This is a genomic window from Pseudomonas sp. HMWF006, from assembly GCF_003061205.1.
Lineage (GTDB): Bacteria > Pseudomonadota > Gammaproteobacteria > Pseudomonadales > Pseudomonadaceae > Aquipseudomonas > Aquipseudomonas monsensis.
In genome coordinates, this window is sequence record NZ_QAIU01000335.1 from 67,360 (window position 1) to 81,184 (window position 13,825).

A 13,825-nucleotide genomic window follows, 5' to 3' on the forward strand; every position below is an offset into this window, starting at 1 on the left:
CTAAGGGTTAAGAGTTATGGACCGGGTTTACTCTCGCTCATCCAGAGGATGATGGCCTGGTAATCCTCGGCACTGCAGTCCATGCACAAACCACGCGGCGGCATCGCCTTGAAACCCTGGGTCACGTGTTGCACCAGCGTCCCCATACCTTTCGCCAACCTCGGCGTCCAAGCATCCTGATCGCCTCTTGCGGGCGCCATGGGTAGTTGGCCGGAATGACAGGCACCACAAACACGGTTGTACACTGCTTCCGGATCCTGTGTAGCCTGTGCGCTGTAAAGCGGCATCAAGACTCCGGCAGCCAGCAGCCATTTCGTCATAAAACGACCTTTTCAGGGTTGAGAGCGTTCTGCGTTCTAATGCGCAATCAAGGTCTGTCGCTCTCGTGAACTTCATCCTTCGCTGGGACAAAGCACACACAAAATCTGCGGCATTATATACTGGCGTCACTGAAACGGAAGCGACACCGCGTTCCGCGCCCAATCCCGGCGCCGCCCACATCGGAAATCCCATGCAACTCAAGAATCCCATCCTCGGCCTGTGCCAACAGTCCACGTTCATGCTCAGTGCCGCCAAAGTCGACCAGTGCCCGGACGACGAAGGCTTTGAAGTGGCTTTCGCCGGTCGCTCCAACGCCGGCAAATCCAGCGCCCTGAACACTTTGACTCACGCCAGCCTGGCGCGCACCTCGAAAACCCCGGGGCGCACACAGCTGTTGAACTTCTTCAAGCTAGACGATGATCGGCGTCTGGTCGACCTGCCGGGCTACGGTTATGCAAAAGTACCGATCCCGCTCAAGCAACACTGGCAGCGTCACCTCGAGGCTTATCTCGGTGGCCGGGAGAGTTTGAAAGGTTTGATTCTGATGATGGACATCCGTCATCCAATGACCGACTTCGACCTGCTGATGCTCGATTGGGCCGTTGCCGCCGGCATGCCGATGCACATTCTGCTGACCAAGGCCGACAAGCTGACCTACGGCGCAGCCAAGAACACCCTGCTCAAGGTGCAGTCGGAAATTCGCAAGGGTTGGGGCGATCTGGTGACGATCCAGCTGTTCTCGGCGCCAAAACGCATGGGCCTGGAAGAGGCCTACACTGTTCTGGCGGGCTGGATGGAATTGGCAGACAAAGGCGCCGAGGCGGCTGAGTAAACAGGGATTGGAAAATTGGCTGTGGTGCCTGCGCGTGCCGCAGCCGATTTTCGGGCAAAAAAAGCCCCGGATTTCATTGGGGAGGGAGAAATTCCGGGGTTTAAGTTCCGAACCGCTAGGGCGGGGTTCAGATATCTGCCAACACTTAACACAACATAGGAGCATCGAAGGGCTTCACCAGCCATTCAGTAACTCTGAGTAGTGTGCTGCAAGATTAGTTCAGATTTTTTTTGAAAAGCTTTGGAATAATCCCAAGTGCTTTTCGAAATAAGCAGGACTTGCCGGGTTTGCCGCCACGTCGTGTCGCGGCAAACCGTCGGTAAATGGCTTAGTGAGCCTCATCCCAATTGTTGCCCACACCCACTTCGACCAGCAGCGGCACATCCAGTTTCGCCGCCTCGCTCATGTGCACGCGAATCTCCGCGCTGACCTGCTCGACCAGATCCTCACGCACCTCCAGCACCAGTTCGTCGTGCACTTGCAGGATGACCTTCGCGTCCAGTCCGGACGTCGCCAGCCAGTTATCCACCGCGACCATGGCTTTCTTGATGATGTCGGCGGCCGTGCCCTGCATCGGCGCGTTGATCGCCGTGCGTTCGGCGGCTGCGCGTTCCTGCGGCTTGTTCGAGTTGATCTCCGGCAGGTACAGCCGACGACCGAAGAACGTCTCGACATACCCCTGATCCGCGGCCTGGGCGCGGGTGCGATCCATGTACTCGCGAACGCCGGGATAGCGCGCAAAGTAGGTGTCGATGTAGGCCTTGGCGGTCTTGGTGTCGACGCCAATGTCCTTGCCGAGCTTCTGCGCGCCCATGCCATAGATCAAACCGAAGTTGATCGCCTTGGCGCCACGGCGCTGGTCGGAGGTCACTTCATTGAGTTCGACCTTGAACACTTCGGCAGCGGTAGCGGTGTGCACGTCGAGGTTGTTGCGGAAGGCGTTCATCAGGCCTTCGTCTTTGGACAGGTGCGCCATGATCCGCAGTTCGATCTGCGAGTAGTCCGCCGCCAGCAGTTTGTATCCTTTTGGCGCCACGAAAGCCTGGCGGATGCGCCGGCCTTCTGCGGTACGCACCGGAATGTTCTGCAGGTTCGGATCGCTGGAGGACAAGCGGCCGGTGGAAGCCACGGCCTGATGGTACGAGGTGTGGATGCGCCCGGTGCGCGGGTTGATCTGCTCCGGCAGACGATCGGTGTAGGTGCTTTTCAGCTTGCTCATCGAGCGGTGCTCCATCAGCACCTTCGGCAAGCGGTGATCGTCCTCGGCAAGTTTCGCCAGTACTTCCTCGGCGGTGGACGGCTGGCCCTTGGCGGTTTTTTTCAGCACCGGCAGGCCGAGTTTTTCGTAAAGGATCACGCCCAGCTGCTTCGGCGAGCCGAGGTTGAATTCTTCGCCGGCGATCTCGAACGCTTCGCGCTCCAGCGCGACCATCTTGTTGCCCAGTTCGATGCTCTGGATACCGAGCAGCTCGGCGTCGACAAACGCGCCCTGGCGTTCGATGCGCGCCAGCACTGGCACCAGTGGCATCTCGATGTCGGTCAGCACGCTGGCCAGGCTCGGGATCGCGCTGAGTTTTTCGAACAGGGTCTGGTGCAGCCGCAAGGTGATGTCGGCGTCTTCGGCGGCATACGGCCCGGCCTGTTCCAGGGCGATCTGGTCGAAGGTCAGTTGCTTGGCGCCTTTGCCGGCGATGTCCTGGAAGCTCACGGTGGTGTGGTCCAGGTACTTCTGCGCAAGGCTGTCCATGTCGTGGCGGGTGGCGGTGGAGTTGAGCACGTAGGACTCAAGCATGGTGTCGAAGGCAATCCCGCGCACGTGGATGCCCTGGCTCTGATCGCCGCCGATGGCGCAGTTGGCCAGGATGTTCATGTCGAACTTGGCGTGTTGGCCGACCTTGAGCTTGTTCGGGTCTTCCAGAATCGGCTTGAGCGCGCGCAGCACGGTGTCGCGATCCAGTTGCTCCGGTACACCGATGTAGGAGTGGGTCAGCGGGATGTACGCCGCTTCGTTGGCCTGCACGGCGAACGACAGGCCGACCAGTTGCGCCTGTTGCGCGTCGATGCCGGTGGTTTCGGTGTCGAAGGCGAACAGCCTGGCGTTGTTCAGTTTTTCCAGCCAGACGTCGAAACGCGCCTGATCGAGGATGGTTTCGTAGGCAGCTTCGACGGGAGCGACAGGCGCTTCTTCCGCTGGCGCGCTGAACAGATCGCCAGCCGGTGCAGGCTCGGCAGCAGCGCTCAGTTCCTGACGCTTGGCGTCGCGATCCAGATCATTGATCCAGCTTTTGAATTCCAGCAGCGAGTACAGCTCGTAGAGCTTGGCCGGGTCTTCGGCGCCCATCTGCAAATCATCGAGTTCAACGTCCAGCGGCACATCGACCTTGATGGTCGCCAGTTGATAGGAGAGAAACGCCATCTCCTTGTGCTCTTCGAGCTTGGCCGGCAGGGTCTTGGCCCCGCGAATCGGCAGGGTCGGGACGATGTCGAGGTTTGCGTAGAGCTCGGTCAGGCCGCCGTTGACGCCCACCAGCAGGCCGGACGCAGTCTTCGGGCCGATGCCGGGAACGCCGGGGATGTTGTCGGAAGAATCGCCCATCAGTGCCAGATAATCGATGATCTGCTCCGGAGCGACGCCGAATTTCTCCTTCACGCCCTCTACGTCCATCGAGCTACCGGACATGGTGTTGACCAAGGTAATGTGGCCGTCGACCAGTTGCGCCATGTCCTTGTCGCCGGTGGAGATGATCACCGGGCGATCCGCCGCCGCACTGCTGCGGGCGAGGGTGCCGATCACGTCGTCAGCCTCGACGCCTTCCACGCACAGCAGCGGGAAGCCGAGGGCGATCACGCTCTGGTGCAGCGGCTCGATCTGCACGCGCATGTCGTCGGGCATGCTTGGGCGGTTGGCTTTGTATTCGGCGTACATCTCATCGCGAAACGTCCCGCCCTTGGCGTCGAAGACCACGGCGAACGGGCTGTCCGGGTACTGCTTGCGCAGACTCTTGAGCATGTTCAGCACACCTTTGACCGCGCCGGTCGGCAGGCCTTTGGAGGTGGTCAGCGGTGGCAGTGCGTGGAAAGCACGGTACAGGTAAGACGAACCGTCCACCAGGACGAGGGGGGCTTGGCTCATGAGCAGAATCAACCTTTTCGGCGGGCCCGGCGCTAGAATAGCGGGACCGTTGACGACAAAGGGACAAGGTTATCATGCGTACGTTAAATCGCTTGCTGCTGGTCAGTTTGATTGCTGTCTCACCGCTGGTTGCGATCGCGGCGGATGATGCGCCGTCAGCGGACCCGGAAGTCACCATCCGTACCGAGGGTGACAAGACCATCCAGGAGTACCGTCAGAACGGTTTCCTGTATGCGATCAAGGTCACCAAGAAAGGATTCCCGCCCTATTTTCTGGTGCGTGCGGACGGTACCGATGCAAACTTCATCCGCTCGGATCAGCCGGATATGCTGATTCCGTCGTGGAAGATTTTCGAATGGAAGTAGTCTCTTAACTTTAATCGGCGCCGCTGTGCTGGCGGCGCCCGAACTGAGCAGTTTTTAACCATGTCTGTGTTCACCCCCCTGGCTCGGCCCGAGCTGGAAACCTTTCTCGCCCCTTACGGGCTTGGCCGTCTGCTTGATTTCCAGGGGATTGCCGCCGGCAGTGAAAACACCAATTTCTTTATCAGCCTGGAGCAGGGCGAGTTCGTCCTGACCCTGGTCGAGCGTGGCCCGGTGCAGGAAATGCCGTTCTTCATCGACTTGCTCGACGTCCTGCACGAGGCCGATCTGCCGGTGCCTTACGCACTGCGCACCACCGACGGCGTGGCGCTGCGTGAGCTGAAGGGCAAGCCGGCGCTGTTGCAGCCACGTCTGTCGGGCAAGCACATCAAGGTCGCCAACGCGCAGCATTGCGCGCAAGTCGGCGAGTTGCAGGCACATCTGCACCTGGCGACCCAGGGCGAGCGCATGATCAAGCGCAAGACCGATCGTGGCCTGGACTGGATGCTGGAGGAGGGCACCGAATTTCTCTCGCACCTGAGCGATGCGCCGCGTGCGCTACTGCACAAGGCGCTGGATGAAATCACCGTGCAGAAAGAGCGGATTCTCGCCTTGCCTCGGGCGAATATTCACGCCGACCTGTTCCGCGATAACGCGATGTTCGAAGGCACGCACCTGACCGGGCTGATCGACTTCTACAACGCCTGCTCGGGGCCCATGCTGTACGACGTGGCGATTGCCTTGAATGACTGGTGTTCGGACGAGGACGGCCTGATCGATGGCCCGCGAGCTCGGGCATTTCTTGGCGCTTATGCCGCGTTGCGACCATTCACGGCGGCGGAAGCTGAGTTGTGGCCGACCCTGCTGCGCGTGGCGTGTGTGCGGTTCTGGCTGTCGCGATTGATCGCGGCGGAGCAGTTTGCCGGGCAGGACGTGCTGATTCACGATCCCAAGGAGTTCGAGCAGCGTTTGGCGCAGCGGCAGCAGGTCAATACACCGTTGCCTTTTGCCCTTTAAAAGCTTCGCGAGCAGGCTCGCTCCCACAGGGTTTCGGCGATCCTGTGGGAGCGAGCCTGCTCGCGAATGGTGGCAATACCGATGCCGGGGTTACAGCGATTCCAGGCACCCTGCCAGATCATTGCCCAGCTTCTCCAGCACTTGCTCATAGCCCTGAGCCGTCGCCGGGGTGTATCCGCCCAGCGCATCCAGCTCAGCAAGTTTCACTGGCAGGCCGGCCACCAAAGTCTCGGCCAGACGCGGACGCAATGGCGGCTCACTGAACACACAAGTCTTGCCCACTTCCTGCAAGCGCTTGCGCATCGCCGCAACATGCTGCGCACCGGGCTGCACTTCGGCGGCTACGCTGAACACACCGGCATGCTTCAGGCCATAAGCCTCTTCAAAGTAATCAAACGCCTCGTGAAAGACGAAGTACGGCTTGCCTTCAACGCTGGCCAGACGCTTCTTCAAACGCTGATCCAATGCATCCAGACGCTCATCAAACGCCTTGGCGTTGCTCTGATAGCGTTCGGCGTTGGCCGGATCGGCAGCGCTCAAGTCAGCGGCCATTTTCTCGGCAATGACCCGCGCGTTGACCGGCGCTAACCACAAATGCGCGTCCAGCGTGCCCGGGCGGTGATCGTGATCATGCTCGTCGGCGTCTTCGGCGTGGGAGTGGCTGTCCTCGGCGAAACGACGCAGTTTCATGCCCGGCAGGTCTTGCACCGCTACGCTCGGCAGGGTCCGCCCGTTCAGTACACGTGGCAGGAAACCTTCCATGTCCGGGCCGATCCAGTACAGCAGATCGACTGATTGCACCTTGCGCACGTCGGACGGGCGCAGCGCGTAGTTATGCGGCGAAGCACCCGGCGGCAGCAGCACCTCCGGGATGGCCACACCGTCCTGCACTGCCGCAGCAATCAGTTGCAACGGTTTGATGCTGGTGAGGACCTTGACCTCGGCCTGAGCCGAACCGATCAGCAGAAAACTGGCGACAAACGCCACAAAAACAGAAAAAAGTCGGGACACGATGACCACTCAAGGAGGCGAGAACGGGTAACATAATAACGTCTCTATCAAAACTCGTCGCCGCCCATGCCTATTACACCGATTGCCAGCCGTCCCCACGACCACTCTCATTGCGTGCACAGCGCACTGACCGAGGCCGATGCCTTGTGCGCCCAGAAAGGCCTGCGCCTGACTGCATTGCGCCGGCGGGTGCTGGAACTGGTCTGGCAGAGCCACAAGCCGCTGGGCGCCTACGACATTCTCGCGGTGTTGAGCGAGCAGGACGGTCGTCGCGCCGCACCGCCGACCGTGTACCGCGCGCTGGATTTCCTTTTGGAAAACGGCCTGGTGCACCGTATCTCTTCGCTTAACGCCTTCGTCGGTTGCGTGCATCCCGAGCACGCGCATCAGGGCCAGTTCCTGATCTGCCGCGACTGCCACGCGGCGATCGAGCTTGAACAAAAAGTGATCAGCGACGCGATCATCAACAGCGCCAGGGATGTCGGTTTCATCGTCGAAACCCAGACCGTCGAAGTGGTCGGCCTGTGCTCCGGTTGCCAGGGGGCTTGATGAGCAACCCGTTGATCCGTCTTCAGCACGTCGCCGTCACGTTTGCCGGGCAGACGGTGCTGGACAATATCGAACTGAGCGTCGAACCGGGGCAGATCGTCACCCTGATCGGCCCCAACGGTGCAGGCAAGACCACCCTGGTGCGCGCCGTGCTCGGCCTGCTGAAACCGGACAGTGGCAGCGTCTGGCGCAAGCCGAAACTGCGCGTTGGCTACATGCCGCAGAAACTGCACGTCGATCCGACCTTGCCGCTCTCGGTGCTGCGCTTCCTGCGCCTGGTGCCCGGCGTAGACCGTCCGCGTGCATTGGCGGCGCTCAAGGAAGTCGGTGCCGAACACGTCATCGACAGTCCGGTGCAAAGCGTCTCCGGCGGTGAAATGCAGCGCGTGCTGTTGGCTCGGGCGCTGCTGCGCGAGCCGGAGTTGCTGGTGCTCGATGAGCCGGTGCAAGGCGTCGATGTTGCCGGCCAAGCCGAGCTGTACAGCCTGATTACCCGGCTGCGCGACCGTCACGGCTGCGGCGTATTGATGGTGTCCCACGATTTGCATCTGGTCATGAGCACCACCGACCAGGTGGTCTGCCTTAACCGTCATGTCTGCTGCTCCGGGCATCCCGAGCAGGTCAGCGGCGATCCGGCGTTCGTCGAGCTGTTCGGCAAGAATGCGCCGAGCCTGGCGATCTATCACCACCATCACGACCACGCCCACGACCTGCACGGTTCGGTGGTCAAGGCGCCCGATGCGGGCCATACCCACGTTCACGGAGACCACTGCAAGCATGGCTGATTTTCTGTTGTATGCCCTGCTTGCAGGTCTGGCGCTGGCGCTGGTCGCGGGTCCGCTTGGCTCGTTCGTGGTCTGGCGGCGCATGGCGTATTTCGGCGACACCTTGTCCCACGCCGCACTGCTCGGTGTGGCGCTCGGCTTTCTTCTGGATGTCAGCCCGGCGGTGGCGGTGACGGTCGGTTGCCTGTTGTTGGCGGTTTTGCTGGTGACCTTGCAACAGCGCCAGCCGCTGGCGTCCGACACGCTGTTGGGAATTCTCGCGCCGAGTACGCTCTCTCTCGGCCTGGTGGTACTAAGCTTCATGCATGAAGTGCGGATCGACCTGATGGCCTATCTGTTCGGTGACCTGCTGGCGATCAGTCCGACCGATCTGGCGTGGATCCTCGGCGGCAGCGCGGCGGTGCTGGTGTTGCTGGTGACGCTGTGGCGGCCATTGCTGGCGATCACCGTGCATGAAGAATTGGCCAAAGTCGAAGGCCTGCCGGTGGCGGGCCTGCGTATGGCGTTGATGCTGTTGATCGCAGTAGTGATTGCGGTGGCGATGAAAATCGTCGGGGTGTTGCTGATCACCTCGCTGCTGATCATCCCGGCCGCTGCGGCACAACGTCACGCCCGCTCACCGGAGCAGATGGCGCTGGGCGCGAGCCTGCTGGGCATGCTCGCCGTGTGTGGCGGGCTGGCACTGTCGTGGTTCAAGGACACCCCGGCCGGGCCGTCAATCGTTGTGACGGCGGCCGCACTGTTTCTGCTGAGTTTTGTTCTGCCCCGTCGAGGGGTGTAGACTTGCTCGCTTTTTGCGCAATTAGAGAGTCGCAGGAATGAAGCCGTTCGCCTCCCGTTATCTGCTCCTTGTCGCATTTTCCGTGCTGCTGGGCGCCTGCCAAAGCACGCCGCCGGTGGCTGAAGTCCCCGACGCGCGGGCCACGGCCATCGCACAGCTGGAGCAAAGCCTGGCCAGCAGCGAACTGGCCACCGCCGAAGACCAATTGGCCGCCTTGCAGGCACAGAGCCCCAACGATCAGTCCCTTGAGCAATACCAGCGGCAGTTGGCCGAAGCCTATCTGCGCCGTAGTCAGATCGTGTTGCAGAAAGGCGACGTGAATGCCGCTGCCACTGCGCTGAGCCGTGCCCGCGCCCTGATGCCCAAGGCTCCGGCGCTGACCGGTGGCGTCAACGGCGCCATCACCGAAGCCCGCAAAGCCGAGCTGGAAAAAGCTGAAGCCGCACTGCTGGCTGCCGAAGCCAAACCGAAAGCCAAGGTGATCGACCCGACCGCCGAGAGCACCACGGTGGCGCTGAACATCACCGATAGCCGCAAACTTCGCCGGCAACTGGATGCGATCGCCGCCGATGTGGTGAATTACGAGTGTGCGGTGAGCATTCAGGCGCCGCGTACCGATGACTATCCGTGGCTGGCGACTCTGCTGACCAAGCGGGTGAAGAAGTTGAACCCGGATTTTGATCTGAAGATTGTGAAGCAAACTCTGCGCACAGTACCGGCGCAGATGGTCTTGAGTCCGCGTAAACCTTAAAAGCTTCGCGAGCAAGCTCGCTCCCACATTTGATCTTGGGCCTGACACAAAATCTGTGTTCACCAGAGATCCCTTGTGGGAGCGAGCTTGCTCGCGAAAGCGTCCTTTCAGCCAACGAAGCTTTTAAGCCGGAATGGCCTTCGCCTTAGGCTCCCGCGCCCAAACCCGATGCTGCCCGATCGCGGCAAAGAACGGTTGGGTCAACGCTTTCACATCCTTGCCCTGCAGCAACCCTGCATCCGCTTCCAGCTTCAGCAGATCCTGCAACTGTTCGGCCTCGCCGTGCAGCGCAATCGCCTTCAGATGCTTGTACGCCTCCAGCAGGTAATGCAACGCCACGCCATCGCCGCTCAACGCCTTGATTGACGCCGCGCCACCCGGCACGAACACCGCATCGAAGATCACCGAAGGCATGCCTTCCATTGATGCATCCACCGCCAGGGTTTTGCCGTCGGCAGTCTTCACCGGGGCCGAGGTCGGACCGAGCAATTTGGCGTGTGCACCTTCAGCCGCCAAGGCCTTCTTCATCGCATCAATCGCCGCACCATCGACGCCGTTGGCGGCAAGAATCGCCACTTTGCGGGTCTTGATGTTTTCTGGCAGCAGATTGGCCTGGCTCAGCGCCGGCGAATGATCGAACGAAGTTTTGCGCACTTCGACCGTGCCTTTGCCCGGCGCCGGCAGGCCCAGATTGGCCGCGACGCGTTTAGCCAGTTCCAGGTCGATGTTGGCGAGAATCTCGTTCACTTGCCGCGCGCGGATGAACTCCCGCTCGACCTTGCCCAGTTCGAAGCTGTAGGCGGCGATGATGTGTTCCTTCTCGTGCTCACTCATGCTGTTGAAGAACAGCCGCGCCTGGGAGAAGTGGTCGCTGAACGATTCGCTGCGCTGGCGGATCTTGTTCGCGTCGATGCGTTCCGGGTAGCTCTCGAAGCCACCGTCCTGCGCCGCCGGCGGGGTTTCTTTCGGCCAGCCGCCATCAATCGAGTTTGGTTCGTAGGATGCACGACCCTTGTCGATCACCGTGCGGTGCTGCGCGTCGCGCTGACCGTTGTGGAACGGTGCCACCGGGCGGTTGATCGGCAGCTCATGAAAATTCGGCCCGCCGAGTCGGCTGATTTGCGTGTCGGTGTAGGAAAACAGTCGACCTTGCAGCAGCGGATCGTTGGAGAAGTCGATGCCGGGCACGATGTGGCCTGGGCAAAACGCGACCTGCTCGGTCTCGGCAAAGAAGTTGTCCGGGTTACGGTTGAGGGTCATCTTGCCCAGCGGGGTGATCGGCACGATTTCTTCGGGGATCAGTTTGGTCGGGTCGAGGATGTCGAAATCAAAGTCGTGCTCGTTTTCCTCCTCGATGATCTGCACACCCAGCTCCCATTCCGGGTAATCGCCCATCTCGATGGCTTCCCAGAGGTCGCGACGGTGGTAGTCGGTGTCTTTACCGGCGAGTTTCTGCGCCTCGTCCCACACCAGTGAGCAGGTGCCGGCGGTAGGGCGCCAGTGGAATTTGACGAAGCGCGATTTGCCCTCGGCGTTGACCAGGCGGAAGGTGTGCACGCCAAAGCCCTGCATGCTGCGCAGGCTTTTCGGGATCGCCCGGTCGGACATCGCCCAGATGACCATGTGCGCCGATTCCGGCACCAGGGATACGAAGTCCCAGAACGTGTCGTGAGCCGAGCCACCGGTGGGGATTTCATTGTGCGGCTCGGGTTTCACCGCGTGGACGAAGTCGGGGAACTTGATTGCGTCCTGAATGAAAAACACCGGCATGTTGTTGCCGACCAGGTCGAAGTTGCCTTCGTCGGTGAAGAACTTCACCGCGAAACCACGCACGTCACGCACGGTATCGCCGGAGCCGCGTGGCCCCTGTACGGTGGAAAAACGCACGAACACCGGGGTCTTTTTCCCCGGATCCTGCAGGAAACCGGCCTTGGTCAGTGTCGAATGGTTCTCGTAGGCCTGAAAGAAACCATGCGCGCCGGTACCGCGGGCGTGGACGATACGCTCCGGGATTCGCTCATGGTCAAAGTGCGTGATTTTCTCACGCATGATGAAGTCTTCCAGCAGCGACGGCCCGCGCGGGCCGGCCTTCAGGGTGTTCTGGTTGTCGGCGACCTTCACCCCCTGGTTGGTGCGCAGGGCCTGGCCGGTGGCGTCGGAACGAAAGGTCTCCAGGCTGTCGAGTTTGGCGTTGGTGTTGGCGCGATCCTTGGTATCGGTTCCGGCCATCTGGCTTTTGTCGGTCGTAGGTTTCTTGCTGCTCATCAGACGTAAACTCCTCGATTGACCCCGATAAGGGCGGGGACTCTTGAGTGGTTCCCGGGCACGGTACCCAGGGTTTTCAAGTCGCTTACCTAATGACTGACAAGGGTTTTGGGCGTTCCTTTTTTATGACCTTTGATCTTGTTATTGCCAAATCGAAGGTTAATTGCGAAATAAATGCTAAGAACCTCTATACGGACAGGCTAAAATGCGCGCCCGGCTAACCGCTGATCCTTTTCTAACGCGCCCCACAAGGTTCGCTACGTGATCGAGTTTCAAAACGTCCACAAAACTTACCGCGTCGCCGGTAAGGACATTCCCGCCCTGCACCCGACCAGTCTTGCGATTGAAAACGGTCAGGTGTTCGGCCTGATCGGCCATTCCGGTGCGGGAAAAAGTACCCTGCTGCGTCTGATCAATCGCCTGGAAGACTCCAGCGGCGGCAAGATTTTCGTCGACGGCGAAGAAGTCACCGCGCTGGACGCCAACGGCCTGCGCCGTTTCCGCCAGCAAGTCGGGATGATCTTCCAGCACTTCAACCTGCTCGCCTCCAAGACCGTGGCCGACAACGTCGCGCTGCCGCTGACCCTGGCCGGCGAACTGTCGACCAGCGAGATCAATCAGCGCGTCGCCGAGTTGCTGGCGCGGGTCGGCCTGTCCGATCACGCCAAGAAGTACCCGGCGCAATTGTCCGGCGGCCAGAAACAGCGCGTCGGCATCGCCCGCGCCCTGGCGACCAAACCGAAGATTCTGCTGTGCGACGAGGCCACCAGCGCCCTTGACCCGCAGACCACCGCGTCGGTCCTGCAACTGCTGGCCGAGATCAACCGCGAACTGAAACTGACCATCGTCCTGATCACTCATGAGATGGACGTGATCCGTCGCGTCTGCGACCAAGTGGCGGTAATGGACGCTGGCGTGATCGTCGAGCAAGGCTCGGTGGCCGATGTGTTCCTGCATCCGCAGCACCCGACCACCAAGCGTTTTGTGCAGGAAAGCGAGCAGATCGACGAAAACGAGCAGCGTGATGACTTCGCTCACGTGCCGGGCCGTATCGTCCGCCTGACCTTCCAGGGCGAAGCGACTTACGCGCCGTTGCTCGGTACCGTCGCCCGGGAAACCGGGGTCGACTACAGCATCCTCGCCGGTCGCATCGACCGCATCAAAGACATTCCTTACGGGCAATTGACCCTCGCCGTCACCGGTGGCGACATGGAAGCGGCCTTCGCCCGTTTCGCCGCCGCTGACGTTCACATGGAGGTGCTGCGTTAATGGAAATGTACGACGCTGCAATCAAGAATTACGACGCCGCAGTTGAAGCCATCAAGCTGTTCTTCCAGAACATCGACTGGCTGGAAATCGGCCTGGCCACCAACGACACCATGATGATGCTCGGTGGTTCGCTGTTGTTCACCGTTCTGCTCGGCCTGCCGCTGGGTGTGCTGCTGTTTCTCTGCAGCCCGCGGCAGTTGCTGGAAAACCGGGTGGTCTACGCGATCATGTCGCTGGCGGTGAACATCCTGCGCTCGCTGCCGTTCATCATTCTGTTGATCGTGATGATCCCGTTCACCGTGATGATCACCGGCACCTCGCTGGGCGTGGCCGGGGCGATTCCGCCGTTGGTGGTGGGGGCGACCCCGTTCTTCGCGCGTCTGGTGGAAACCGCACTGCGTGAAGTCGATCGCGGCATCATCGAAGCCACCCAGTCGATGGGCGCGACCACCCGGCAGATCATCATGAACGCCTTGCTGCCAGAGGCCCGTCCGGGCATTTTCGCGGCGATTACGGTGACGGCGATTACACTGGTGTCCTACACGGCGATGGCCGGTGTGGTCGGTGCTGGTGGTCTGGGTGACCTGGCGATCCGTTTCGGCTACCAGCGTTTCCAGACTGACGTGATGATCGTCACCGTCGTGTTGCTGCTGATTCTGGTGCAAGTGCTGCAAATGGTCGGTGATCGACTGGTCGTGCATTTTTCGCGCAAATAACCGGTTTTTGTAAATCAAGAGATGAGCCGGCCA

The 13,825-nt window shown here is 60.7% G+C and carries 13 protein-coding genes; 9 read left to right on the forward strand and 4 right to left on the reverse strand.

Going from position 1 to position 13,825, the window contains the following annotated elements; all coding sequences use genetic code 11:
* Nucleotides 1–14: 14 nt before the first annotated feature.
* Nucleotides 15–320 carry a cytochrome c5 family protein gene (locus tag DBR24_RS13730; protein WP_123470191.1) on the reverse strand — a complete coding sequence of 102 codons (306 nt, stop codon included), beginning with the start codon at nucleotides 318–320 and terminating at the stop codon, nucleotides 15–17.
* 191 nt (nucleotides 321–511) lie between these two features.
* On the opposite strand from DBR24_RS13730, the gene yihA reads away from it, so the two are divergent.
* On the forward strand, nucleotides 512–1,153 hold the full coding sequence (gene yihA, locus DBR24_RS13735; protein WP_123470193.1) for a ribosome biogenesis GTP-binding protein YihA/YsxC: 642 nt from the start codon (nucleotides 512–514) through the stop codon (nucleotides 1,151–1,153).
* 328 nt (nucleotides 1,154–1,481) lie between these two features.
* Here the strand turns inward: yihA and polA are convergent, their stop codons facing one another.
* Complete coding sequence (polA, locus tag DBR24_RS13740; RefSeq protein ID WP_128615033.1) at nucleotides 1,482–4,286, reverse strand: DNA polymerase I; 2,805 nt, start codon at nucleotides 4,284–4,286, stop codon at nucleotides 1,482–1,484.
* Nucleotides 4,287–4,360: 74 nt separating this feature from the next.
* Here polA and DBR24_RS13745 point away from each other — a divergent pair, with 74 nt between their 5' ends.
* Nucleotides 4,361–4,651: a DUF2782 domain-containing protein gene (locus DBR24_RS13745; protein ID WP_123470197.1), complete on the forward strand. Its 291-nt coding sequence runs from the start codon at nucleotides 4,361–4,363 to the stop codon at nucleotides 4,649–4,651.
* A 60-nt stretch (nucleotides 4,652–4,711) separates the two neighbouring features.
* The gene (locus DBR24_RS13750) at nucleotides 4,712–5,665 is read left to right on the forward strand and encodes a homoserine kinase (RefSeq protein ID WP_123470199.1); all 954 of its coding nucleotides are present in this window, start codon (nucleotides 4,712–4,714) and stop codon (nucleotides 5,663–5,665) included.
* A gap of 90 nt (nucleotides 5,666–5,755) precedes the next feature.
* On the opposite strand, the gene DBR24_RS13755 is transcribed toward DBR24_RS13750, so the two are convergent.
* On the reverse strand, nucleotides 5,756–6,676 hold the full coding sequence (locus DBR24_RS13755; protein ID WP_128615034.1) for a zinc ABC transporter substrate-binding protein: 921 nt from the start codon (nucleotides 6,674–6,676) through the stop codon (nucleotides 5,756–5,758).
* 66 nt (nucleotides 6,677–6,742) lie between these two features.
* Here DBR24_RS13755 and DBR24_RS13760 point away from each other — a divergent pair, with 66 nt between their 5' ends.
* From DBR24_RS13760 to DBR24_RS13775, 4 genes are read left to right on the forward strand one after another with little or no spacing between them, the layout of a single operon-like run.
* Nucleotides 6,743–7,225, forward strand: a complete 483-nt coding sequence (locus tag DBR24_RS13760; RefSeq protein WP_123470201.1) for a Fur family transcriptional regulator — start codon at nucleotides 6,743–6,745, stop codon at nucleotides 7,223–7,225.
* Entirely contained in the window at nucleotides 7,225–8,010 is a 786-nt protein-coding gene (gene znuC / locus DBR24_RS13765; RefSeq protein ID WP_123470203.1) for a zinc ABC transporter ATP-binding protein ZnuC, read from the forward strand. Before DBR24_RS13760 ends, znuC begins: the two co-directional genes overlap by 1 nt.
* Nucleotides 8,003–8,791: a zinc ABC transporter permease subunit ZnuB gene (gene znuB / locus DBR24_RS13770; protein ID WP_128615035.1), complete on the forward strand. Its 789-nt coding sequence runs from the start codon at nucleotides 8,003–8,005 to the stop codon at nucleotides 8,789–8,791. The genes znuC and znuB overlap by 8 nt, the downstream gene beginning before the upstream one ends.
* A 37-nt stretch (nucleotides 8,792–8,828) precedes the next feature.
* Nucleotides 8,829–9,542, forward strand: a complete 714-nt coding sequence (locus DBR24_RS13775; protein ID WP_128615036.1) for a PA5502 family lipoprotein — start codon at nucleotides 8,829–8,831, stop codon at nucleotides 9,540–9,542.
* A gap of 123 nt (nucleotides 9,543–9,665) precedes the next feature.
* Here the strand turns inward: DBR24_RS13775 and katE are convergent, their stop codons facing one another.
* A complete protein-coding gene (gene katE, locus DBR24_RS13780; RefSeq protein ID WP_128615037.1) occupies nucleotides 9,666–11,807 on the reverse strand; it encodes a catalase HPII in 2,142 nt (713 codons plus the stop codon).
* Between the two features lie 261 nt (nucleotides 11,808–12,068).
* On the opposite strand from katE, the gene DBR24_RS13785 reads away from it, so the two are divergent.
* Nucleotides 12,069–13,076: a methionine ABC transporter ATP-binding protein gene (locus tag DBR24_RS13785; RefSeq protein ID WP_123470209.1), complete on the forward strand. Its 1,008-nt coding sequence runs from the start codon at nucleotides 12,069–12,071 to the stop codon at nucleotides 13,074–13,076.
* A gap of 5 nt (nucleotides 13,077–13,081) precedes the next feature.
* Nucleotides 13,082–13,792 (forward strand): methionine ABC transporter permease, encoded by a 711-nt coding sequence (locus tag DBR24_RS13790; protein ID WP_177490549.1) that lies wholly within the window; start codon nucleotides 13,082–13,084, stop codon nucleotides 13,790–13,792.
* Nucleotides 13,793–13,825: the final 33 nt, after the last annotated feature.